This is a genomic window from Streptomyces sp. NPDC031670 (genome assembly GCF_055580545.1).
Genome location: NZ_JBVILC010000003.1, coordinates 367,408 through 389,270, shown reverse-complemented (window position 1 = coordinate 389,270; position 21,863 = coordinate 367,408). Strand labels below are relative to the sequence as shown.

24 protein-coding genes are annotated in these 21,863 nt (G+C 74.0%); 10 read left to right on the top strand and 14 right to left on the bottom strand.

What is annotated here, in order from left to right:
* Nucleotides 1-5: 5 nt before the first annotated feature.
* From pqqE to pqqA, 5 genes are all read right to left on the bottom strand, one after another.
* Entirely contained in the window at nucleotides 6-1,091 is a 1,086-nt protein-coding gene (pqqE, locus tag ACZ5ID_RS08870; protein ID WP_468895089.1) for a pyrroloquinoline quinone biosynthesis protein PqqE, read from the bottom strand.
* A gap of 146 nt (nucleotides 1,092-1,237) precedes the next feature.
* Complete coding sequence (gene pqqD, locus ACZ5ID_RS08865) at nucleotides 1,238-1,519, bottom strand: pyrroloquinoline quinone biosynthesis peptide chaperone PqqD (RefSeq protein WP_468894843.1); 282 nt, start codon at nucleotides 1,517-1,519, stop codon at nucleotides 1,238-1,240.
* Nucleotides 1,516-2,283 (bottom strand): pyrroloquinoline-quinone synthase PqqC, encoded by a 768-nt coding sequence (pqqC, locus tag ACZ5ID_RS08860; protein WP_468894841.1) that lies wholly within the window; start codon nucleotides 2,281-2,283, stop codon nucleotides 1,516-1,518. Before pqqC ends, pqqD begins: the two co-directional genes overlap by 4 nt.
* Nucleotides 2,280-3,206: a pyrroloquinoline quinone biosynthesis protein PqqB gene (gene pqqB, locus ACZ5ID_RS08855; protein ID WP_468894839.1), complete on the bottom strand. Its 927-nt coding sequence runs from the start codon at nucleotides 3,204-3,206 to the stop codon at nucleotides 2,280-2,282. Before pqqB ends, pqqC begins: the two co-directional genes overlap by 4 nt.
* Nucleotides 3,207-3,216: 10 nt before the next feature.
* The gene (gene pqqA, locus ACZ5ID_RS08850; protein WP_468894837.1) at nucleotides 3,217-3,336 is read right to left on the bottom strand and encodes a pyrroloquinoline quinone precursor peptide PqqA; all 120 of its coding nucleotides are present in this window, start codon (nucleotides 3,334-3,336) and stop codon (nucleotides 3,217-3,219) included.
* A gap of 282 nt (nucleotides 3,337-3,618) precedes the next feature.
* On the opposite strand from pqqA, the gene ACZ5ID_RS08845 reads away from it, so the two are divergent.
* Nucleotides 3,619-4,461, top strand: coding sequence for an aldo/keto reductase (locus ACZ5ID_RS08845; RefSeq protein ID WP_468894835.1), 843 nt, complete (start codon nucleotides 3,619-3,621; stop codon nucleotides 4,459-4,461).
* Nucleotides 4,462-4,571: 110 nt separating this feature from the next.
* Here ACZ5ID_RS08845 and ACZ5ID_RS08840 read toward each other — a convergent pair whose 3' ends face one another.
* On the bottom strand, nucleotides 4,572-5,561 hold the full coding sequence (locus tag ACZ5ID_RS08840; protein ID WP_468894833.1) for a class I SAM-dependent methyltransferase: 990 nt from the start codon (nucleotides 5,559-5,561) through the stop codon (nucleotides 4,572-4,574).
* Nucleotides 5,558-6,544 (bottom strand): AraC family transcriptional regulator, encoded by a 987-nt coding sequence (locus ACZ5ID_RS08835; protein WP_468894831.1) that lies wholly within the window; start codon nucleotides 6,542-6,544, stop codon nucleotides 5,558-5,560. Before ACZ5ID_RS08835 ends, ACZ5ID_RS08840 begins: the two co-directional genes overlap by 4 nt.
* 104 nt (nucleotides 6,545-6,648) lie before the next feature.
* On the opposite strand from ACZ5ID_RS08835, the gene ACZ5ID_RS08830 reads away from it, so the two are divergent.
* Both ACZ5ID_RS08830 and ACZ5ID_RS08825 read left to right on the top strand, forming a co-directional pair.
* Nucleotides 6,649-7,560 (top strand): NmrA family NAD(P)-binding protein, encoded by a 912-nt coding sequence (locus ACZ5ID_RS08830; RefSeq protein ID WP_468894830.1) that lies wholly within the window; start codon nucleotides 6,649-6,651, stop codon nucleotides 7,558-7,560.
* Nucleotides 7,561-7,692: 132 nt separating this feature from the next.
* Nucleotides 7,693-8,571, top strand: coding sequence for a sigma-70 family RNA polymerase sigma factor (locus tag ACZ5ID_RS08825; RefSeq protein WP_468894828.1), 879 nt, complete (start codon nucleotides 7,693-7,695; stop codon nucleotides 8,569-8,571).
* A 37-nt stretch (nucleotides 8,572-8,608) separates the two neighbouring features.
* On the opposite strand, the gene ACZ5ID_RS08820 is transcribed toward ACZ5ID_RS08825, so the two are convergent.
* The gene (locus ACZ5ID_RS08820; protein ID WP_406553006.1) at nucleotides 8,609-8,920 is read right to left on the bottom strand and encodes a 4a-hydroxytetrahydrobiopterin dehydratase; all 312 of its coding nucleotides are present in this window, start codon (nucleotides 8,918-8,920) and stop codon (nucleotides 8,609-8,611) included.
* Between the two features lie 78 nt (nucleotides 8,921-8,998).
* On the opposite strand from ACZ5ID_RS08820, the gene ACZ5ID_RS08815 reads away from it, so the two are divergent.
* Entirely contained in the window at nucleotides 8,999-10,012 is a 1,014-nt protein-coding gene (locus ACZ5ID_RS08815; protein ID WP_468894826.1) for an NAD-dependent epimerase/dehydratase family protein, read from the top strand.
* Between the two features lie 51 nt (nucleotides 10,013-10,063).
* Here the strand turns inward: ACZ5ID_RS08815 and ACZ5ID_RS08810 are convergent, their stop codons facing one another.
* Both ACZ5ID_RS08810 and ACZ5ID_RS08805 read right to left on the bottom strand, forming a co-directional pair.
* Nucleotides 10,064-11,176 (bottom strand): sensor histidine kinase, encoded by a 1,113-nt coding sequence (locus ACZ5ID_RS08810; protein WP_468894823.1) that lies wholly within the window; start codon nucleotides 11,174-11,176, stop codon nucleotides 10,064-10,066.
* A 1-nt stretch (nucleotide 11,177) separates the two neighbouring features.
* The gene (locus ACZ5ID_RS08805; RefSeq protein ID WP_468894821.1) at nucleotides 11,178-11,918 is read right to left on the bottom strand and encodes a response regulator; all 741 of its coding nucleotides are present in this window, start codon (nucleotides 11,916-11,918) and stop codon (nucleotides 11,178-11,180) included.
* 116 nt (nucleotides 11,919-12,034) lie between these two features.
* Between ACZ5ID_RS08805 and ACZ5ID_RS08800 the strand changes: the two genes are divergently transcribed.
* From ACZ5ID_RS08800 to ACZ5ID_RS08790, 3 genes are read left to right on the top strand one after another with little or no spacing between them, the layout of a single operon-like run.
* Nucleotides 12,035-12,754: a glycosyltransferase family 2 protein gene (locus ACZ5ID_RS08800; protein WP_468894819.1), complete on the top strand. Its 720-nt coding sequence runs from the start codon at nucleotides 12,035-12,037 to the stop codon at nucleotides 12,752-12,754.
* Nucleotides 12,751-13,431, top strand: a complete 681-nt coding sequence (locus tag ACZ5ID_RS08795) for a TIGR04282 family arsenosugar biosynthesis glycosyltransferase (protein ID WP_468894817.1) — start codon at nucleotides 12,751-12,753, stop codon at nucleotides 13,429-13,431. The genes ACZ5ID_RS08800 and ACZ5ID_RS08795 overlap by 4 nt, the downstream gene beginning before the upstream one ends.
* On the top strand, nucleotides 13,428-14,159 hold the full coding sequence (locus tag ACZ5ID_RS08790; RefSeq protein ID WP_468894815.1) for a methyltransferase domain-containing protein: 732 nt from the start codon (nucleotides 13,428-13,430) through the stop codon (nucleotides 14,157-14,159). Before ACZ5ID_RS08795 ends, ACZ5ID_RS08790 begins: the two co-directional genes overlap by 4 nt.
* On the opposite strand, the gene ACZ5ID_RS08785 is transcribed toward ACZ5ID_RS08790, so the two are convergent.
* On the bottom strand, nucleotides 14,152-16,146 hold the full coding sequence (locus ACZ5ID_RS08785; protein ID WP_468894813.1) for a putative Ig domain-containing protein: 1,995 nt from the start codon (nucleotides 16,144-16,146) through the stop codon (nucleotides 14,152-14,154). The two genes, ACZ5ID_RS08790 and ACZ5ID_RS08785, sit on opposite strands and share 8 nt — an antisense overlap.
* A 262-nt stretch (nucleotides 16,147-16,408) precedes the next feature.
* Here ACZ5ID_RS08785 and ACZ5ID_RS08780 point away from each other — a divergent pair, with 262 nt between their 5' ends.
* Complete coding sequence (locus ACZ5ID_RS08780) at nucleotides 16,409-17,245, top strand: TrmB family transcriptional regulator (protein ID WP_468894811.1); 837 nt, start codon at nucleotides 16,409-16,411, stop codon at nucleotides 17,243-17,245.
* Nucleotides 17,246-17,302: 57 nt separating this feature from the next.
* Here the strand turns inward: ACZ5ID_RS08780 and ACZ5ID_RS08775 are convergent, their stop codons facing one another.
* Both ACZ5ID_RS08775 and ACZ5ID_RS08770 read right to left on the bottom strand, forming a co-directional pair.
* A complete protein-coding gene (locus ACZ5ID_RS08775) occupies nucleotides 17,303-17,728 on the bottom strand; it encodes a hypothetical protein (RefSeq protein ID WP_468894809.1) in 426 nt (141 codons plus the stop codon).
* Entirely contained in the window at nucleotides 17,725-18,885 is a 1,161-nt protein-coding gene (locus tag ACZ5ID_RS08770) for a molybdopterin-dependent oxidoreductase (RefSeq protein WP_468894807.1), read from the bottom strand. The genes ACZ5ID_RS08775 and ACZ5ID_RS08770 overlap by 4 nt, the downstream gene beginning before the upstream one ends.
* 113 nt (nucleotides 18,886-18,998) lie before the next feature.
* Here ACZ5ID_RS08770 and ACZ5ID_RS08765 point away from each other — a divergent pair, with 113 nt between their 5' ends.
* Both ACZ5ID_RS08765 and ACZ5ID_RS08760 read left to right on the top strand, forming a co-directional pair.
* Nucleotides 18,999-20,444, top strand: coding sequence for a glycosyltransferase 87 family protein (locus tag ACZ5ID_RS08765; RefSeq protein WP_468894805.1), 1,446 nt, complete (start codon nucleotides 18,999-19,001; stop codon nucleotides 20,442-20,444).
* 3 nt (nucleotides 20,445-20,447) lie between these two features.
* Complete coding sequence (locus ACZ5ID_RS08760; protein ID WP_468894803.1) at nucleotides 20,448-21,251, top strand: helix-turn-helix domain-containing protein; 804 nt, start codon at nucleotides 20,448-20,450, stop codon at nucleotides 21,249-21,251.
* Here ACZ5ID_RS08760 and ACZ5ID_RS08755 read toward each other — a convergent pair.
* Nucleotides 21,241-21,621, bottom strand: coding sequence for a nuclear transport factor 2 family protein (locus tag ACZ5ID_RS08755; protein WP_468894801.1), 381 nt, complete (start codon nucleotides 21,619-21,621; stop codon nucleotides 21,241-21,243). The two genes, ACZ5ID_RS08760 and ACZ5ID_RS08755, sit on opposite strands and share 11 nt — an antisense overlap.
* Between the last annotated feature and the right edge of the window lie 242 nt (nucleotides 21,622-21,863).

The following is a 21,863-nucleotide window of genomic DNA, read 5'->3' as shown; positions in this document are numbered from 1 at the left end:
TCACCTCATGGGGACGGCTGGGGGGAGGACCGGAACGAACGGGGTACGGGCGCGGGGCGCGGCAGCGCGGCGGTGGCGCTCCGGGTCGTGAACGCCTCGACGAGGTGGTGGTCGGGGGCGCGGTGGCAGGCCGGGTCGGTCCTGGCCGGATCGCCGGTCAGCGCGTACGCCTGACAGCGGCAGCCGCCGAAATCGGTGGTCCGCAGCTCGCAGCCGCGGCAGGGGTCGGGCATCCAGGCGGTCCCCCGGTAGGCGTTGAACGCCGGGGACGCGCGCCAGATCCACTCCAGCGGCCGGTCCCGGACGCTGGGCGGGTCGAGGCCGGGCAGGGACGCAGCGGCCGGGCAGGGCAGCACGGTGCCATCGGGTGCCACGGTGAGCGAGACCGCGCCCCAACCGCCCATACAGGGCTTGGCGGTGCCGTCGTAGTAGTCGGGAACGACCCAGACGAGCTCGGTTCGTCCGGCGAGCCGCTCCCTCCAGCGGTCCACCGCCGCCCGGGCCCGCCCGACCTGGCCGTGGTCGGGCAGGAGTTGCTCGCGGTTGAGCAGGCCCCACCCGTAGAACTGGGCGTTGGCCAGCTCGACGCGGTCGACGCCCCAGGCGAGTCCGAGCTCGACGATGGCGTCGAGGGCGTCCAGATTGCCGCGGTGCAGCACGACGTTCAACCCCAGGGGCAGCCCGGCCGCCCGCACCAGGGCGGCGGCGCGCTCCTTGGCGGCGAAGGAGCCGCGACGGCCCGCGATGCGTTCGGACGCGGATGCCTCGGCGTGCTGCACGGACAGTTGCATGGCCCGCAGCCCGGCGTCGACCAGACCGCGCAGCCGTTCGGCGTCCAGACCGATCCCGCTGGTGACGAGCTGGGTGTAGATCCCGGCCGCGTCGGCGGCGGCGACGATCGCGGGCAGATCGCGGCGCAGCAGCGGTTCGCCGCCGGAGAGATGGGTGTGCACGACCCCCAGCTCCCCGGCCTGGCGCATGACCTGGCGCCAGCCGTCGGTGTCCAGCTCGCGGCTGCGGCGGACCAGCTCCACGGGGTTCGAGCAGTACGCGCAGTGCAGCGGGCAGCCGTGGGTGAGCTCGGCGAGCAGTGCCCAGGGCGGGTCGGCGGTCGGCGGCGGGTCGGCGCCCGCCGACCGATCGGCGGTCGGCGGCGGATCGGCGGCCTGCGAGGGCCCGACGGCCGTCCCGGGTGGGGGCGTCGTCCGGGCGGCGAGGGTCGTCTCCGGTTCGGTCGTCACCGCAACCACCCTTCGTCCCGCAGCCGCCCGAGGAACGGCGGCACCTCGTCGGCCACCGGGGCGCCGGGGAAGCGCGCGCCCAGCTCGTCGACGATGTCCCCGACGTCGCGGTGGCCGTCGCACAGCCGGACGATGTGTCCGGCGGGGCCGCGCAGCACGACGACACGTTCGGGCAGCACGAGCAGGTCGCAGCCGCGCACCCGGTCGCGGCGCAGCAGCACGGAGCAGGAGAGCACCGGCCGCCAGACGGCGGTGGCCGCGCCGGCAGTGGGCCTCAAGGCGCACCCCCGGCCACACCCGCTGCTCCGTATCCCCCTGCTCCGTATCCCCCGGCCCCGCCGCGCTCCACCGCGTCGAGCAGCGACCACAGGACATCGCACTTGAAGGCGAGGGCGGCGACGGCCCGTTCCTGCTGTTCCCGGGTGCGTGCCCAGGCCCTGACGAGGGCGAGCGCCTCACCGCCGTCGCGCCCGCCCTGGCCGATCCGGGTACGGAAGTAGGTGAGGCCATCGGCTTCGATCCACGGGTAGTGCCGCTCGAACGCCTCGATCCGGGTACGCATCAGGCCGGGCGCGGACAGCTCGGTGAGCGAGGCGGCGACGGCGTCGAGCAGGGGCCGCAGTCGGCAGAAGTTGACGTATCCGTCGACCGCGAGCCGTACGCCCGGCAGCACGTCCGCCCCCGAGTCCAGCCGTTCCCGTTCGATCCCGGCGGCCTCGCCGAGCCGCAGCCAGCGCTCGATGCCGCCCTCGCCGTCCCGCGACCCGTCGTGGTCCTGGATGCGCCGAAGCCACGTCCGCCGTAGCCCCGGTGTGTCGAACTTCGCGAGGATGTGGGCGTCCTTGACGGGGATGTGCCGCTGGTAGTGGAAGCGGTTGGCGATCCAGCGCCGCAGTTCGGCGGGGCCCAACTCGCCTTTGTGCATCCGTACGTTGAAAGGGTGCCGGTCGTGGTAGCGCGTGGCGGCGAGGGCACGGAGCCGGTCCTCCAACTCGTCCTCGCTCCAGGGCACTTGGCCGGTCGCGGTCGCGTCGGGGCTCATATCTCGATCACCATCCGCTCGGCGGCGACTTCGAGCCCCAGCGCGGCGAGGCGCGCGTGCTCGGGGGCGCCGGGGTCCATGAGGGGGTTGGTGTTGTTCAGATGGGTGTAGAGGCACCGGGCGCGCACCCCGGAGAGCCGGCGCGCGGTGCCGTCGGGCCCGTCGATGGGCAGGTGGCCCATGGCGGTGGCGGTGCGGGACGAGATTCCGGTGCGTACGGGCTCGTCGTCGTCCCAGAACGTGCCGTCGATCAGCACACAGTCCGCCTCCTCGACGGCCTTCCGGAGGGCGTCGGGCCAGGCGGCGAGGGCGGGGACGTATACGGCGCGGGCCCCGGTGGCGGGTTCGCGCAGGCACAGGGCGACGACCCAGCTGAGGTCCTCGTCAGCGGGGCCCTCGGCCGACGGCGGTGACAGAGGAGGCAGGTCCGTGGCGTAGCGGGGTCGTTTGGCCGAGAGGGGGAGGGCGCTGATCTCGACGGCGTCACCGAGGAGGTGCGGCTCGTCCTCCAACTTCCGCCAGTTCAGAGGTATATAGGGGCGCAGGATCTCGTCCAGGCGCAGTCCGCTGGTCAGGGCTTGGCGTACGGGTGGGGTCGTCCACAGCTCGACTCCGGCGCGGGCCTCGCGCAGGCGGGCGATGCCGAGGGTGTGGTCGAGTTCGGCGTCGGTGAGGACGACACCGGCGACGGGTGTCTCCCGCTGCCCCGGCCCCGGCCGCAGGGCGGGCACGGCCTCGACGGCGTCGGTGAGGTCGGGGCCCGCGTTGACGACGTACCAGCGGTGATCGGCCACCCGGACGGCCAGGGACGCGTGGCGGCGGCGTCGTCCGGGGTGGGCGCGCGCCCCGGCGCAGCCGGGACACGCGCAGTTCCACTGGGGCAGTCCGCCGCCCGCCGCGGTGCCCAGCACCTGCAGCAGCATGGCGGTGGGCCTACCGGTCGGCGAGGGCGTAGGCGGTGACTTCCATGGCGGTCTCGACGATCGCGTAGTCCGGAGTCACCCAGACCGACGTTTCCTCCGATGTTTCCTTCGTTTCCTTCGACTCGTTCATGAAGGGCAGGCCTGCCTTTCCGTCTCTTCGTGGGGGGTGAGGCTCAGCTGTGAACCCTGTGCGGCATATGCGGGGTGATGACGCATGCATAGTTCATACACGTGAACTGCGTTCAGCGGTCTGCCATAGAGTCGCGCCTCATGAGGGCTCGGTCAATGGTCTTAACCGAGAAGGTCGGATCTGTAGCACAGAATTCGGGACATCGACGGAGCGGGGAATGGTTCGATCAGGTCGCTCGTTGACGTCATGAGTACCAACCGACGACGTAAGGATCGACCGCTCGTGAGCAAGGTCCCCTCCATCACCCTCAACAACGGCGTCGAGATGCCCCAGCTCGGGTTCGGTGTCTGGCAGGTGCCGGACGACGAGGCCGCGCAGGCGGTCGAGACCGCGATCGAGACCGGGTACCGGTCGATCGACACGGCCGCGGTCTACGAGAACGAAGTGGGCACCGGCAAGGCGATCGCGGCCTCCGGAGTGGCCCGCGAGGAGCTCTTCGTCACCACCAAGCTGTGGAACAGCGCGAACGAGAAGTGGACGCGCGACGGTGTCCTGCGCGAGTTCGACGCCTCCCTGTCGAAGCTGGGCCTCGACTACGTCGACCTGTATCTGATCCACTGGCCGCGTGCGGTGCGCGACGACTACGTGGCGATCTGGAAGGCGTTCGCGGAGCTCGCCGGCAGTGGCCGCGCCAAGGCGATCGGCGTCTCCAACTTCCAGCAGCCGCACCTGCGTCGGATCATCGACGAGACGGGCGTGACCCCTGCCGTCAACCAGGTGGAGCTGCACCCGCAGCTCGCCCAGGCCGAGCTGCGCGCCTTCCACACCGAGCACGGCATCGCGACCGAGGCCTGGTCGCCGCTGGGCCAGGGCAAGGGCCTCCTGGAGGTCCCGACGATCGTGGCGATCGCGCAGAAGTACGGGAAGACCCCGGCGCAGATCGTGCTGCGCTGGCACGTCCAGCTCGGCACCATCGCCATCCCGAAGTCGGTGACGCCCTCGCGCATCGCGGAGAACTTCGACGTGTTCGGCTTCGAGCTCGACGCGGAGGACATCGCGGCGATCGCCGCTCTCGACGAGGGCAAGCGGCTGGGGCCGGACCCGGACGAGTTCGACTTCAACTGAGCGCGCGCCGGGGCCGTACCGGCTCATGACCTGACCATGTCCGCCGCCCGGGACCGTGCCTGTCCCCGGCGGCGGACACCGTGCTGTGCGGGAGGCTCGGTGCGGGAGGCTCAGCCCGCCCGGCGCGCCGTGTGGATCGACCTCGCCGTCAGCAGGAACACATCCGGGCGGTGCGCCAGGCCCGCCTCGTCCTCCGGGTCCGTCAGACGCGCCAGCACCGCCGCGTCCTCCGGCGACAGCTGGTCCCCCACCGTCTCCGCGGTCCTGGCGAAGGCGTACGCCACCTGTTCACGCACCGCCGGGTCCAGCGGCGCCGGGAAGTCGACGAGGAAGCTGCGGCCGGCCGGGGACACCAGCCCCACGGACGTGAGCAGCGCCGCCCAGTCCTCGGTCTCCTCCTTGGCGTCCGGCAGCTCCGCCCGCATCCTCGCGAACCGCTCGTCCACCAGCACGTCGATCCTGGCCTCCAGGCCGGGCCGCCCCATGCCGATGTCGCGGGGCAGCCGGCGCGTGGGCAGGCCGCCCTCCGCGAGGGCCACCGTGCCGCCCGGCCGCAGCAGCCGTGCGAACCCGGCGAGCGCGGCCCGCTGGTCGCCCAGGTGGTGCAGCGAGTTGCCCGCCCAGACGAGGTCGGCCTCGCCCAACTCACCCAAGCCGTCCGGGAGTTCCGTCTCCACGGTACGGACGCGGTCACCGAGGCCCAGGCGTTCCGCGCGGGCCCGCGCGTGGCCGAGGAGCGCCCGGTTGCCGTCGACGGCGACGACCTCCGCCCCCGGGAACGCCTCCGCGAGCAGACATGTCACCACACCGGGACCGCTGCCGATGTCGAGGATCCGGCGCACCTCGGGGCCGCCGGAGCGCTGCCCGGCGATCCAGGCCGCGGCCTCCCGGTAGGCGCCCGAGAACAGTTCGGCCTCGCCCACCAGGAGCGGGAGCAGCGTCTCCCAGTCGAAGTCCGCCCAGCCGTCGCCGGGTCCGTGGCCGTGCCCGTGGCCATGACCATGGGTATGGCCGCTGCCGTGGCCCTGGCCGCCTCCGGGGGCGCTCCGTTGTTTGTCGTCATGGCTGTTCCGGCCGTCGTGGCCGCGCGAGTCGCTCATGGCTCCACCCTGCCCCCGGTCTCGGCCGTCGCGGGAATTCCTTTGCTGTTTCGGCAATTCGTCCGGTGCTCCTGCGGGCTGACACCCCGCACCCGTTTGAACGCGGCGCTCAGCGCGAACGCGCCCCCGTACCCCACCTGCCGCGCGATCGCCTCGACCGTCGCGTCGCTCTCGCGCAGGAGATCCGCCGCGAGCGCCAGCCGCCAGCCCGTGAGGTAGGCCATCGGCGGCTCCCCCACCAGCTCACCGAAGCGCCGGGCCAGACCGGCCCGGGAGACCCCGCACCGCGCGGCGAGCGCGGCCACCGTCCACGGGTGCGCGGGCTCGTTCTGGAGCAGCCGCAGCGCGGGCCCCACCACCGGGTCGCCCATCGCCCGGTACCAGGCGGGCGCATGGGCTCCCGGCCGGTTGAACCAGGCCCGCAGCACCGCGATCAGCAGCAGGTCGAGCAGCCGGTCCAGGACGACGCTCTGGCCCGGCTCGTCGCGGGAGATCTCCTCGTCGAGCAGGGGCATCACCGAGCAGTTCCACTCCTCGGCGGTGAGCACCAGCAGCGGCGGCAGCGCGTCGAGCAGCCGCCCGCTGATCTCGCCCTCCATCAGATACGTGCCGACGAGCATGGTGGCCGAGCCGTCGGCGGCGTTGCCCCAGGTCCGTACGCCCAGCTCCATCGACTGGGCCAGCGGCTCGCCGCGCAGGGTGGTGCACACCCCGCCCGGGCCGATCCTGGCGGACGGCTCGGCGTCGGGCGCGTGGGCGACGGTGTACGGGTCGGGGCCGCGCGCCACGACGATGTCACCGGGGCGGGCCAGGACCGGCGGCCCGGAGTCGGGCACGACCCACGCCTCGCCCCGCGTCGTCGACATCAGGCAGATGGGCGCGCGGTCCTCGATCCGTACCGACCACGGCGGTTCCATCACCATCCGCAGCAGAAAGGCGCCGCGGGCACGCGGTCCGTCGAGCAGTCCGGAGAGTGCGTCCATGCGGCGGAGCCTAGTCGGCGGCACGGCGGTGCAGTAGACGCAGACGTATGCGGATGAGCCCTTGGAGCATGGAGCGTCCACGCCACGCCGACGAAGCTGGACCCATGAGGAACACAGTGAGCACAGCCCAGTACACCCACCACGACACCGGCCTGAATACCCGTCAGACCGTGCTCGTGACCAATGGCACCGGCAAGACCGGGCACCGCGTCGTCGAACGGCTCACCGCGCTCGGTGTGCCGGTCCGCGCCGGTTCGCGCGGCGGCGAGGTGCCCTTCGACTGGGCGGACGCGTCGACGTGGGGTCCCGCCCTCGCGGGCGCCGACTCCGCCTATGTGACGTACTTCCCCGACCTCGCCGCACCCGGCGCCGTCGAGGCGATGCACACCTTCGGGGAACTCGCCGCCCGCCACGGCGTGGGGCGCCTGGTGCTGCTCTCCGGCCGGGGCGAGCCGGCGGCGGTCATGGCCGAGGAGGCCCTGCGCGCGGCGGGCGCGGAGCTCACGGTCGTACGCGCCGCGTTCTTCGCCCAGAACTTCAGCGAGGGCGTCCTGACCGAAGGCGTGCTCGCGGGCGAGATCCCGTTCCCGGCGGGCGACACGGCCGAACCGTGGGTGGACGCCGACGACCTCGCGGACGTCGTGGTGAAGGCCCTCACCGAGGACGGACACGCCGGCCTGGTACACGAGGTGACGGGTCCTCAGCTGCTGACGCTCACGGAGGTCGCCGCCGCGCTGTCGCAGGCGTCGGGCCGCCCCGTGCGGTACGTTCCGTTGACCGAGGCGCAGTACGCGGAGCTGCTGGTGGAGTACGGCCTCGTCGAGGGGGAGGCCCGGTGGCTCGCCGAGCTGTTCGCGACCCTGCTCGACGGGCACAACTCCTCGACCACGGACGGCGTCAAGCGTGTCCTGGGCCGCGAGCCCAAGGCGTTCGCCGACTTCGCGCGGGACGCGGCGGCGGACGGCGACTGGGGGATGACCAACGGTCTTTGGCCAGGTGACCGAAACATGGCGTGACCAACACCACGCCCTCCGTGAGCGTCCGATTACCGCAATAGGGGCCTGCCGTCGGGTGGGCGTCATTCCTTCGCACTAGGTTTTCGTCTGTCACCGCATTGACGACACGCCGCGACGAAGGAAGCTGAACCGATGGACGAGAAGGAATCCCTGGCGGAGCGCTTCGAGGAGAACCGCCCGCGGCTGCGGGCGGTCGCCTACCGGATGCTCGGCTCACTGAGCGAGGCGGAGGACGCCGTCCAGGAGGCCTGGTTGCGGGCGGCCGGTTCCAGCGACGGTGTGGAGAACCTGAGCGCCTGGCTGACCACCGTCGTCTCGCGGGTCTGCCTCGACATGCTGCGCTCACGCCAGTCCCGGCGCGAGGATCCTCTCGACGTCCATGTGCCCGATCCGGTCGTGGACCGCCCGGACCGGGTGGACCCCGAGCACGAGGCACTGCTCACCGACTCGGTCGGGCTCGCCCTGCTCGTCGTGCTCGACACCCTGGCCCCGGCCGAGCGGCTGGCGTTCGTGCTGCACGACATGTTCGGCGTCCCGTTCGAGGAGATCGCGCCCATCGTGGACCGCGCCCCGGCCGCGACCCGGCAGCTGGCCAGCCGGGCCCGCCGCCGGGTGCAGGGCCGGGCCGTGCCCGACCCCGACCTGAACCGGCAGCGCAAGGTCGTCGACGCCTTCCTCGCGGCGGCGCGCGGCGGCGACTTCGACGGCCTGCTCGCCACCCTCGACCCGGACATCGTGCTGCGGGCGGACTACGGGCCGGGCTCGCTCACCCCGTCCAAGACGGTGCTCGGCGCCCACGCCGTGGTCCAGAACGCGCTGTCCTTCGCGCAGTACGCCAAGTTCGCCCGTCCGGCGCTGGTCAACGGCGCGATGGGCGTGGTCAACGCCCCGGAGGGCCGGACGATGGCGGTGCTCGGTTTCACCGTCCGCGACGACAGGATCGTCGAGATCAACATCCTCGCCGACCTGGAGCGGCTGGCGCGGATCGACCTGGCGGCGCTGGACGCGTGACCCCGGGCGCCTCCCGGGGCCCGCGCGCCCCGGGAGGTCAGCCCGCGCCGTGGCCGGGGGCGATCGCCTCCACGCGGTGGGCGAGCTCGAAGTCCTTCTCGGTCACCCGGCCCCCCGCGTCGTGGCTGTTCACCGTGAGGGCCACCGTGTTGTAGCCGAGGGTGAGATCGGAGTGGTGGTTCAGCTCCTCCTGGATCTGCGCGATGTGGACGACCATCGCGGTGGCCGCGAAGTGCGAGGCCAGCCGGTAGGTGCGGGCGAGGCGTTCCTCGCCGTCCGGGAGCGACCAGCCCGGCAGTTCGCGCAGGCGGTCCTCGATGTCCTTCTGCGACAGCGGCTCTACGGGCATGGCCGGACTCCTTACGAGGTGGTGACGGTACGGGGTGGAGCGCGGCGTCCGCGGCTCCGTCTCCGTAGCGTCGCCCTTATGCGTGTACTTGTCACGGGAGGCGCGGGCTTCATCGGCTCGCAGATCGTCCGGGCCCTCTCCGCCCGGGGCCATGAACCCGTCGTCCTCGACCGTGCGGTCCGGCCCGGCGACGACGTCCGCGACCGCGACACCGTCCTCCGGGCGCTGCGCGGGGTGGACGCCGTCTGCCACCAGGCCGCGATGGTCGGCCTCGGCACGGACTTCTCCGACGCGCCCGACTACGTGTCCTGCAACGACCTGGGCACCGCGGTCCTGCTCGCCGCGATGGCCGAGGCGGGCGTGGCGGACCTGGTGCTCGCCGGGTCGATGGTGGTCTACGGGGAGGGGCGGTACGCGTGCCCGCGCCACGGGGCGGTACGCCCCGGGCCCCGGCCGTACGAGGAGCTGGCGGCGGGCCGCTTCGAGCCGCTGTGCCCGCGCTGCGGCGCCGAGCTGGTGCCGGGCCTGGTCGGCGAGGACGCGCCCGCGGACCCGCGCAACGTGTACGCCGCGACCAAGCTGGCCCAGGAGCACCTGAGCGCCGCCTGGGCGCGCGCCACCGGGGGCCGTGCGGTGTCGCTGCGCTACCACAACGTGTACGGGCCGGGGATGCCGCGCGACACCCCGTACGCGGGGGTCGCCTCCTTCTTCCGTTCGGCCCTCGCGCGCGGTGAGGCGCCCCGGGTCTTCGAGGACGGCCGCCAGCGCCGGGACTTCGTCCACGTCCGCGATGTGGCGGCGGCGAACGCGGTGGCACTGGAGGCGCTGGGCGAGCGCCCGCCGGGTGCCCTGACCGCGTACAACACGGGCAGCGGGACACCGCACACGGTGGGCGAGATGGCCGAGGCGCTGGCGGTGGCGTACGGCGGGCCCGCGCCGGTGGTGACGGGCGAGTACCGCCTCGGGGACGTCCGCCACATCACCGCCGACTCGGCGCGGCTGCGCGAGCAGCTCGGCTGGCGGCCCCGGGTCGGGTTCGCGGAGGGGATGGCGGAGTTCGCCCGGGCGGAGCTGCGGCCGGCCGCGGACTGAGCGCGGAGGGCGAGCGCGGGGCGCGCGGGGTGTGAGCGCGGTGTGGCGCGGTCAGGAGGGGGCGGCCGGGAGGATCAGCTCGAAACGGCAGCCGCCGTGCACGTTGTGGACGGCGGCGCTGCCCGCATGGGCCTCCACGATGCCCCGCACGATCGCCAGGCCCAGGCCCGCGCCGCCCGGCGGGGTGCGCGCCTCGGTGCCGCGCCAGCCGGTGTCGAAGACGCGGGTGAGATCGTCGTCGGGGATGCCGCCGCAGCCGTCCGTCACCGACAGCACCACCGACTGGGCGCGCGCCTCGGCGGCGACCGCGACCGTACCGTCGGCCGGGGTGTGGCGGATCGCGTTGACCAGCAGGTTGGCCAGGACCCTGGTCATCTCCTTGCCGTCCACCTCCACCGGGACCGGCTCGACACGGTCGCCGACGAGCCGGACGCCGTGTTCGCGGGCGAGCGGGTCGGCGCCCGCCAGCGCGTCCCCCACCAGGTCGTGGACGGACATCCGGGCCGGGTTGAGGGCGAGGGCGCCGGCGTGGATGCGGGAGAGCTCGAAGAGGTCGCCCACCATGCCGTTGAGGCGCTCGACCTCGGTGCGGATCTGCCGGAAGTAGCGCTCGGGGTCCTTGGCCATGCCGTCCTCCAGCGCCTCGGCCATCGCGCGCAGCCCCGCGAGAGGGGTGCGCAGGTCGTGCGAGATCCAGGCGACGAGTTCGCGGCGGGAGGTCTCCAGGGCGCGTTCGCGCTCGCGGGAGGCGGAGAGGCGGGCGCTGGTGGCGGCCAGTTCTCGGCTGAGCGCGGCGAGTTCGGCGGTGGCCGGCCCCGTCGGCGCGGCGAAGCTGCCGCCCTCCCCGAACGAGCGGGTGGCCAGGGCGAGTTGACGGCTGCTGGTGACGACCCGGCGGCCCAGGACCAGCGCGGTGGCGAGTGAGACGGCCGCGGCCATCGCGATGACCAGGGTGACGACCTTCAGGTCGTGCGAGGACAGGAACATCTCCCAGGCCACCGCGAGCGTCCCGGCGAGCATGGCGCTGACCGCGACGGCGGCCACCACGGCGAGCGAGGCGGTCACCGAGCGGTGGCGCAGCAGACGCAGTGCCAGGGCCCCGAGCAGTCCCGCGGCGGCGGCGCCCAGGAACGCGTAGACGGCGATGAGCAGGACGTCCTTCACGTCACACCTCCTCGGCGGCGTGCCGGGGGCGGCGCGGCCCGCCGTCGTCGTCCGGCTCCTCGAAGCGGTAGCCGACGCCCCACACCGTCTGGATGAGCCGCGGCTTGGCGGGGTCGTCCTCGACCTTGCCGCGCAGCCGGCGCACATGGACGGTGACGGTGGACAGGTCGCCGAACTCCCAGCCCCACACGTCGTGCATCAGCCGCTCGCGGGTGACGGCCTCACCGGGATGGTTCATCAGATAGGCCAGGAGGTCGAACTCCCGCAGGGTCAGGGCGAGTTCGGTGTCCCCCTTGACGGCGCGGCGGGCGGCCGGGTCGAGGACGAGGCCCGCGCGCCGCAGCGGCGGCCCCGGCCGGGTGCCGGCGGCGCGGGCGCGGCGCAGCACCGAGTCGACGCGCAGCACCAGCTCACGGGGGCTGAACGGTTTGGTGACGTAGTCGTCCGCGCCGATCTCCAGACCCAGGACGCGGTCGTCCTCGTCGCCGCGCGCGGTGAGCATGATGACCGGTACGGGTCCGGCGCTCCGCAGGACGCGGCAGACCTCCAGACCGTCCATGCCCGGCAGCATCAGGTCGAGGACGACGAGGTCGGGGCGGCGCGCACCGGCCGCGCGCAGGGCGGCGGGGCCGTCGCCGACGTGCTCGACCTCGTACCCGGCGCGTTCCAGGTATCCGGTGACCACCTCGGCCACGGTCGGGTCGTCGTCGACGACGAGGATGCGGGACCGGTCACTGTGCATGGCCACAGCGTCGCACCCGGCGGGCGCTCCCGTCGCCACCCGAATGGCGGACGCCGGGCGATGTCCCTGTTTCGTAAGAACCCGAAGTCCCGGTTTGTCCGCCGCGTCTTCGTACCGTGAGGGGCGTGACCGACTCGATTCCCACGACGGTGGACGTCGTACTGCCCTGCCTCGACGAGGCCGAGGCGCTTCCCTGGGTGCTGGCCCGGATTCCCGAGGGGTGGCGGGCCCTGGTCGTCGACAACGGCTCGACGGACGGCTCGGCCGAGATCGCCCGCGCGCTCGGCGCGACCGTGGTGCACGAGGCCCGGCGCGGTTTCGGCGCGGCCTGCCACGCGGGCCTGCTCGCGGCGCGCGCCGAGTACGTCTGCTTCTGCGACTGCGACGGCTCGCTCGATCCCGGGCTGCTGGCGCCCTTCGTAACGGAGGTGGCCGCGGGGGACGCCGACCTCGTCCTCGGGCGCCGCAGGCCCACCGCGCGCGGGGCGTGGCCGCCGCACGCGCGGGCCGGGAACCTGGCCCTGTCCCGGATGCTGCGCCGCCGCACCGGGCTGCGGCTGCACGATCTGGGACCGCTGCGGGCGGCCCGGCGGGCGCCGCTGCTCGCCCTGGGCGTCGCGGACCGGCGCAGCGGCTATCCGCTGGAGACGGTGGTGCGCGCGGCGGACGCCGGATGGCGGGTACGCGAGCACGACGTGCCGTATCTGCCGCGCACCGGCAGGTCGAAGGTGACCGGCACCTGGCGGGGCACCTGGCAGGCCGTACGGGACATGCGGGCGGTGCTCGCGCTGCCGCCCGCCCCGCCGCGGCCCGCCGCGACCGCGGACAGCCGGTGACGGCGCAGGGCGCGCCGGTCACCCTGCTGGTGATCGCCAAGGCGCCGGTGCCGGGCCGGGTCAAGACCCGGCTGACCCCGCCGTACTCCCCCGAGGAGGCCGCGCGCATCGCGGGGGCCGCGCTCGCCGACACCCTGGACGCGGTGCTCGCCGCGCCGGCCCGGCGCCGGGTCCTGGTGCTGGACGGGGAGCCGGGACCGTGGCTGCCGCCGGGCATCGAGGTCGTCCCGCAGGGGGCGGGCGGCCTCGACGAGCGGCTGGCGGCGGCCTTCGCGCTCGACCCCGGCCCGACGCTGCTCGTCGGCATGGACACCCCGCAGCTGACCCCGGCCCTGCTGGCCCCGGCGCTGGGCGGCTGGGCGCCCGGCGAGGCGTGGTTCGGCCCGGCGGCCGACGGCGGCTTCTGGGCGCTCGGCCTGACCGCCCCCGATCCGGCGCTGCTGCGCGGAGTGCCCATGTCCGTACCCGAGACCGGCGCCGTCCAGCGGCGGCGGCTGCGCGAGGCGGGGCTCACCGTGCACGAGCTGGCGCCGCTGCGGGACGTCGACACGGCGGCCGACGCGGCCGAGGTGGCGGCGCTCGTCCCGGACGGCAGGTTCGCGCGGGCGGTGACCGCGTGCCGGGGCGGCGCCTTCGCGGCGGCGGCCGGGGCCGGGCGGCGGGGCGCCGGGCGATGACCGCGACCACCGTGCCCGCCGCACTCGCCTGGCGGGCCGATCCGTACACCGACGCCCTGCGCACCGGGCGCGGGCCGCTGTTCCTGCACCGTCAGGACGGGTGGCTGCTGCCGCTGGAGGTGGAGCGCTGGTGCGCGGCGCCGGACGCGGCCGACCTCACGGTGCTGCGGCGGTGCCGGGGCGCGGTGCTCGACATCGGGTGCGGGCCCGGACGCCTGGTGGTGGCGCTGGCCGCGCTCGGTACGGCGGCCCTCGGCGTCGACGTCAGCCCCGAGGCCGTCCGCCGCACCCGGCGCTCGGGCGGCAGCGCCCTGTGCCGGTCGGTCTTCGACCCGCTGCCCGGTGAGGGCCGCTGGCACACCGCGCTGCTGCTCGACGGCAACGTCGGCATCGGCGGCGACCCGGCGGCGCTGCTCGCGCGCGCGGGCCGGCTGGTGGAGACCGGTGGCCAGTTGATCGTGGAGGCGGCGCCGCTCGACGTGGACGAGCACATCGAGGTACGGGTGGCCGACGGGCGCGGCGCCTTCGGGGCGGCCTTCCCCTGGTCGCGTCTGGGCACCGCCGCGCTGCTGCGGTACGCGCGGGCCACCGGCTGGCGTCCGGCCGAGCGGTGGACGGCGGCCGGACGCCCGTTCCTCGTGCTGCGCCGGGGGGCGAACGCGGAGCCGGGCCCGGACCCTGGGTGGGAGTCCGGGCCCGGCCCCTTTCACCGTGGGGGGATCAGCTGATGTTCAGCGCCGTGTCGTCGACGACGAACGACGTCTGGAGGCTGGAGTCCTCGGTGCCGTTGAACTTGAGGGTCACGGTCGACCCGGCGAGCGAGGACAGGTCGAAGGTCTTCAGCGCGTAGCCGGAGTTCTTGCTGAGGTTGGAGTAGGTGGCCAGCGTGGTCGGACCGGCCGTCACCGTCAGCTTGTCGTAGGCGGTGGAGGTGGTCGTCTCGCCGGTGTCGATGTGCAGGTAGTAGGTCAGGGTGGCGTGGCAGCCCTGCGGGATGGTCACCGTCTGGGAGAGCGAGTCGGTGTGGGTGGTCCCGTAGCCGTTGAGCCAGGCCTTCCAGGTGCCGGAGTGCGCGGGCTCGCCGCTGCTCTTGTCGATGACTCCGGAGGTGGCCGACCAGGGCGCGGCCGAGCCGGTCTCGAAGCCGGGGTTGCCGAGCAGCTGGGCGGGCTGGCAGCCACCGGTCTGGGTGACGGTCCAGGTGAAGGTGGTGCTGCCGGTGGCCCCGGTGGTGTCGCGGGCGGTGACGGTCACGGTGGAGGTGCCGGTGGCCGTCGGGGTGCCGGAGATCAGACCGGTCGAGGAGTTGACGGCGAGGCCGGCCGGGAGGCCCGTGGCGCTGTAGGTGAGGCTCTGGCCGGAGTCGGAGTCGGTGGCCTTGATCTGGAGCGCGACCGGCGTGTTGACCTGGGTGCTCTGGTTGCCGGGGCTGGTCACGGTGACGGTGTTGCCCTGGCTGGTGCCGCCGGTGAACGCGGCGGTGCCGTTCGGGGTGCCGAGGCCGGTCGGGCCGTCGTAGCCGGTGCCCGCCTTGCAGAGGTAGGTGCCGCAGGAGCCGTTGGCGCCGCTCGTCACGTCGTAGAGCGAGGAGGTGTGGGCGTACGGGTAGGAGGCCGGGTAGCTGCCCGCCGCCGGGGTGCCCGCCAGGGCGTAGACGCCGGCGATGATCGGCGCGGAGGCGCTGGTGCCGCCGTACACGTTCCAGCCGCTCGCCTGGTAGCTGTCGTAGACCGCGAGGCCGGTGGCCGGGTCGGCGACCGCGGAGACGTCCGCGACGGTCCGCTTGGCGCAGCCGGTGTCCTTCTGCCAGGACGGCTTGGGGTCGTACGCGGAGCAGCCGGAGCCCGCGCCCTGGCCGCCGGAGCTGGTGCCCCAGACGGACTCGGACCAGCCGCGCGCGGTGCTCGCCCGGCTGAGCGAGGTGCCGCCGACGGAGGTCACGTACTGGGAGGCGGCCGGGTACTCGACGCCGTAGCCGCTGTCGCCGGAGGAGACGGTGATGGCGACGCCGGGGTGGTTGAAGTACGCGGAGTCGGAGGAGGGGTCGGTGGCGTCCTCGCCGCCGCCGTAGCTGTTGGAGACGTACTTGGCGCCCATGGTGACCGCGCGGTTCACGGCCGCGCCCAGGTCCTCCATGGTGGGCTGGGCCGCCTCGACGAGCAGGATGTGGCAGGACGGGCAGACGGCGCTGACCATGTCGACGTCGAGGGAGATCTCACCGGCCCAGCCGGAGTCGGGCGTCGGGTAGCTGGTGCCGCCGTTCTGGTCGACCTTCTTGAAGCAGCCGTTGGCGGTGGTGCACGCCGGCAGGCCGTACTGCGAGCGGTAGGTGGCGAGGTCCGACTCTGCGTTGGGGTCGTCGTAGGCGTCGATGATCGCCACGGTCGCGCCGGAGCCGCCGGACGGCAGCGCGTAGGCGCTCTGCAGGTCGGAGGGGCCGTAGCCGGAGGGGGCGGCGTCCGGCAGGAGGCCGAGGTGGTGCCGTACGTCGGTACGGGCCAGGGCCAGGCAGGACATCCGGCCGGGCCGGGTGGACTGCGCGCACAGCCGCTCGGTGGGGGCGGCGGCCTGTGCGGTGGCGCCGTGCGCGGGGGTGGCGGAGACGGACGGGGCGGCGGCCAGGAGTCCGCCGGTGGCGAGGGCCACCAGGGACACGAGTGCGGCGGCGGCTCTACCGGTCGGCTTTCTGAGTCCCAAGGGTCTCTTCGCGTACATGGAACTGCCCTCCATGGGGGGTCGGCCCGCCGGGATGAGGGGCGGGCGGAAGGCGACCGTCACCAGGGTGTGCATGGCGAGTGCATGACAAGATCGCCTCTGAGAAAGTGCCACCCGGCTCAGTGGTGGCACCGTTGAACGTAGGACAGGGCCCTGATACCGACAACTCCCGGACGGGCAAAGCGAAAGGCAAGGATTTCCCGGAATCTCCTCGCGGTCCGGCTGGATCACACCGCACTGATCGCGTATACCGTGGTCGACCATGGAGCCGGAGCAGGAGTCGGTCAACAGCCTTGTCGCCCTGGGACTTTCGCGCTACGAGGCACGTGTGTACCTCGCCCTCGTGCGGCGCGACTCCTATACGGCGGCCGAGGTCGCCCGGGAGGCCGAGGTGCCCCGCCAGCGGATCTACGACGTACTCGACGGCCTGGTCAGGGCGCAGCTCGCGGTCGCGCACCGGGGGCGGGTCGCCACCTTCGGCGCGGTGGCCCCCGAGCTCGCGCTCACCCGGCTGATGGCCCGTCAGAGAGAGGCCCTGGAACGGCTGGAACACGTCTCGACGGGACTGACCGCGGCGCTGCTGCCGCTGTGGGAGGCGGGGCGCTCCCACACCGACCCGCTCGACTACATCGAGGTGCTGCGCGACCCGAGGACGATCGCCGAGCGGTTCGCGGACATCCAGGACCAGGCCGGCCACGAGCTCCTGACCTTCTGCCGCCCGCCGTTCGTCGCTCCCGCCGCCAACCTCCCGGGCCTCAAGGCCGCCCGGAGGCTGCGCCGGCGCGGCGGGACGGTGCGGGCGCTGTACACCTTCGACGCGCTGAGCGACGAGGAGGTCCTGGAGAACGTCGCCCGCTTCGGCGAGGCGGGCGAGGAGGCGCGCTTCACCGAGGAGCTCCCCCTCAAGCTGGTGATCGCGGACGCGTCGCTGGTGCTGTGCGACATGCCGGACCCGGTGGCGGGCACGGGCGCCACGACCGCGCTCTACATCGAGCACCCGGCGCTCGCGGCCTGTCTGCGGCTGGCGTTCCTGACGGTGTGGGAGGGCGCGGAGACGATGCGGCGCGTCCGCGACGGGGGCGGCGTCCGCCGGGGCTAGGGCGTGTTGCCCCGGGGCGCGGCGTCCACCAGGGCTGACGCGGCGCCCCCGCCGGGGCTAACGCGGGGGCGCCGGGGGCTTGCCGCGCGGGCCGCGCCCGCGCCGCACGTTCTTGCCGGCTGCCACCAGCGCCCCCGCGACCGCGACCACCGCCAGCAGCACCAGCCAGTTGCGGAGGTAGTCCAGCGGAAGCACGGTCGCGTTGGTCACCGGACCCGGCCGCAGGATGTCCGGCAGCGCGATCGCGGTGAGGCAGCCGCCGGTCACCAGGGCCGCCCGCAGCGGGCCGCGCACCCGGGGCCGGGCCGCCACCACGCCCACGCCGACGAGCAGCACCAGTGGCGCGATCAGCCCGTCGTGCAGCACGACCGCCCCCACCAGCCACACCGCCACGTCCCACGGCCCCTGCGCCCACACCAGCGACACGCCGAGGCCCATCAGCGCGAGCCCCAGCGCGCCCACCGCGTACCGCCCGGCCGTCACCGCGCCTCCAGCCGCGAGACCCACTTGGTCTGGAGCACGCCCGGCCGGTTGGGGGCGATGATCCGGGCCGGATAGCCGTGGTCGGCGGTGAGCACCTGCCCGTTGAGCCTGAGCGCGAGGAGGGTGAGGGGGTCGCGCGCGTAGGTGCGGCCCATGTCCATCACCCGGTAGGCGCCGTGCCGTTCGAGCGAGACGACCCGCAGCGCGGCCCCGGGCGCCCCGGCCCGCTCCATCAGGTCCCTGATCCGTACACCGGTCCAGTGCGCGTTCTTGCTCCACCCCTCCACACAGGCGATGGGCAGCTCCACCTCGTACTGGGGCAGCGCGGCCAGCTCGTCGAGCGTCAGCTCGTACGGGCGCGGCCCGGCCACCGTGAGGCGCCAGGCCGCCGTGTCCACCCGGGTCGTCCCGGCCGCCGCCGCCGTGCGGTTGACGGGCAGGCCCAGCGGGCCGTGGTCGGGGTGGCGCGGCGCCAGCAGGTCGAGGGACTTCAGCGGGGTGACGGACTGGCCCACCGTCGTCACGGTCACCGCGCCGACCGCGACCGCGAGGCCGGTGAGGAGCGAGCGCCGGTCGAGCGCGTTCTCCGGCTCGCCCGGCAGCGCGCGCGTGGCGGGTGAGCGCCGCGACCAGTACGCGGTGATGTCCGGCCACTTCACGGCCAGGTGCAGCAGCAATGCCCCGGTCAGGAGCCAGGCGACCGCGAAGTGCACCGGAACGAAGCTGAACGGCCACGGGTACCACTGCACGGTGTTGAGCAGCCCGGTCAGCAGTTCGAAGACCGCACCCGCGACGAGCACCGCCACCGAGAGCCGCTCCAGCGCGTGCCGTACGCCGGTGAACGCCGGCCATACGAACAGCTTCGGGTAGACGGTCCACAGCTTGCCGAAGAGCAGCGGGATCGCGGCGATGCCCGCGCCGACGTGCAGGCCCTGGGTCAGCCGGTAGCCCCAGACGGGACGGGCCGGCAGGTCGTCCGCCAGCAGGCTCGGCGGGTGCTGGAGGTAGTGGCTCAGCACCCCGGTGACCATGCACAGGAACACGGCCGCGCCGAGCAGGCGGCCGATCGCCGTCGTGGTGCGCCGGTCGTGCAGCGCGCCCCTGAACGACGGCAGCAGCGTCGACGGCGGCGGGGGGAACGGAAGTCGTGGCCTCATGACCCCATGACATCCCCTGACCACCCCGAACAGGGGCTCCTGACACCTTACGGTTCCCGGACGCGTGGTGGGTTGGGCCGTCCGGGCGCCCGTCGGGCTGCGAATGTGGACGGGTGATCGCCCCGCGAACCGCCGCCGCCCCGTCCGCCCCGGCCACCGCCGCACCCGGCGCGCTGCGCCGCTCGGCCCCGGCCGCCGTGCTGCTGGCCGCGCTGACCGCCGTGCTCGTCCTCACGTTCGTCGAGGACGACGGCCACCTCGTCCGTCCGGCCGCGCTCTCCTGGTGGTATCTGGCCTGCTGGCTGCTGTTCGCGGCAGCCGCGTGGTCGCTGCGGCGGGTCCCGGCGCGCCACCGGGCGGGCCTGGTGCTGGCGGGCGGGGTGCTGGTCGCGGCGACGGGACTGGCGGCGCCGCCGACCACCAGCACCGACATGTTCCGCTACGCGTGGGACGGCCGGGTGCAGGCGGCCGGGATCTCGCCCTACGACCACGCCCCCGCCGACCGGGAGCTGGCCGGGCTGCGCGACGACTGGCTGTTCCCCCGAGGGGCGGAGTGCGCGGGCCCCGACCGGGCCGGGTTCGGCGAGCCGGACGTCTGCACCCGCCTCAACCGTCCCAAGGTGCACACGATCTACCCGCCGGTGGCCGAGGCGTACTTCCTGGGCGTCCACGGCCTGTCCCCTTCGGGCGCCCGCCACAAGCCGATGCAGGTGGGCGGCGCCGTGCTGGCGGTGGCCACCACCGGTGCGCTGCTGCTCGTCCTGCGGCGGCGCGGCGCCGACGCGGCGCGGGCGGCGTACTGGGCGTGGTGCCCGGCGGTGCCGGTCGAGGCGGTCAACAACGCGCATGTGGACGTGCTGGCGGTCCTGCTGGCCGTGGCGGGGCTCGGCGCGGTCGCGGCCCGGCGCCGGGCGCTCGGCGGGGTCCTGGTCGGCGCCGGGATCGCGGCGAAGATGCTGCCCGCCGTGGTGCTGCCGGGCGCCCTCGCGGGCGTGCTCGCGGGCCGCCGCCCCGACTGGCGGCGCGCGGCGGCCGTGCTGGTCCCGGCGGCGGTGTGGGTGGCGCTCTCCTATCTGCCGTACGTCCTGGTCTCGGACGCCTCCGTCTTCGGCTATCTGGGCGGGTACGCGAAGGAGGAGGGGTACGACGACGCGTCCGCCCGCAGCCGGTACGCGCTGCTGCGGCTGGTGGTCCCGGACGCCTGGGCGCTGCCCGCGGCGCTCCTCGTGACGGCGCTCGTCGTGCTGTACGTACTGCGCCGGGGCGATCCCGAACGTCCCTGGTCGGGGGCGCTGTTGGTGCTGGGCTGGGCGTTCTGCCTGATGACCCCCGGGTACTCGTGGTACGCGCTGCTGCTCGTCGCGCTGGTGGCCCTGGACGGCCGCTGGGAGTGGCTGGTGGTCGCGGCGGCGGGGGCCGTCTGTTACGTGACCGCGCGGGCGGTGCCGCACTCCTTCGACACCGTCAGGACGAGCGCGTACGCGGTGGCGGCGGCGGTCGCGGCGGCCGGATGGCGGGTGCGGCGCCGGTCGCTGTCGGTGGCCCGGGTTAGTGTCTGATCCATGACGACAACTGCCGCGATCGACACGGGAGTAGGGCCGATGCTGCGCGGCTGGCGCGAGCGGCGCAGGATCAGCCAGCTGGAGCTCGCCCTGCGCGCCGACTCCTCGGCCCGGCACATCAGCTTCATCGAGACCGGCAGGTCGCGCCCGAGCCAGGAGATGGTCCTGCGCCTCGCGGAGCACCTGGAGGTGCCGGTCCGCGAGCGCAACGCCCTGCTACTCGCGGCGGGTTACGCACCGCAGTTCACGGAGACGTCCCTGGAGGACCCCTCCATGGGCGCGCTGCGCGAGAGCATGGAGGCGCTGCTGCGCGGCTACGAACCGTTCCCGGCGCTGATAGTCGACGGGACGTACACGGTGCTGGCGGCGAACCGGGGCATCGCGATGCTCCTCGAAGGCGTGCCGGAGCGGCTGCTCGTCCCGCCGCTCAACGCGATGCGCCTGACCCTGCATCCGCAGGGCCTGGCGCCACGCATCCGCAATCTGCGCCAGTGGCGGGGGCATCTGCTGGAACAGATGGAGCGTCAGATCGCGCTGCTCCGCTCGGACGCGCTGCGCGAGCTGTACGAGGAGGTCGCGGCGCACCCGGTGCCCGACGGGGCGCAGGAGGACACCTCCGGCCCCGCCGTCTGCCCCATCGCGCTCCCGCTGCGCATCGAGCACCGGGGCACGGTCCTGTCGTTCCTGTCGACGATCGCCACGTTCAACACGCCGATGGACGTGACCGTCTCCGAGCTGGCCATCGAGACGTTCCTGCCGGCCGACCCGGAGACGTTCGCGCACCTGCGTTCGCTCACGCCGTAGGCGGTACGCGGTCGAGGAAGCCGACCACGGAGGCGATGCGGCCGTCTCCGGCGAGGGTGACCACATCGGACCCGGCGACCGGCGCGGACCCGTCCGCGACCGACACCAGCTCCCAGCGGAACCGGGCCACGTCGTGGTGCCCGTCGACAACCCCGTCCAGCCGGAACGCGTACCCCGGGAACTGGGCGTGGGCACCGGCGATGACCGCCGCTATGGCCTCGTACCCGGCGACGTCGGCCAGCGGGTCGGTGTAGGTGCCGCCCTCGCTCCAGGCGGACTCGACGGCCTTGGCCAGCTCCTCGGCCGGGCCGGTGGCGTTCCACGCCTCGAAGTAGCGGGCGACGGCGGTCTCGTAGCGGTTCTCGGACAAGGGAATCAGCCTCCGTGAAGATGGATCGCCAGGACATGTGCGGGGGTGGAAACCGGGCCCCGGCCGGAGTGCGCCGCCCGGGACCCGATGGCTCCACCTTGCCGGGCGGGGGTGGCGGGGGTCGATTACCGCCCAGGTAATGAGGCGGGCTGAGCTCTGCCCATGTCACTGGCCTTCTGGGCAGAGCCCTCACTCCCAGGGGAGCCAAACAGGGAGCCACCGCGCCTCACGATGGCTACTGC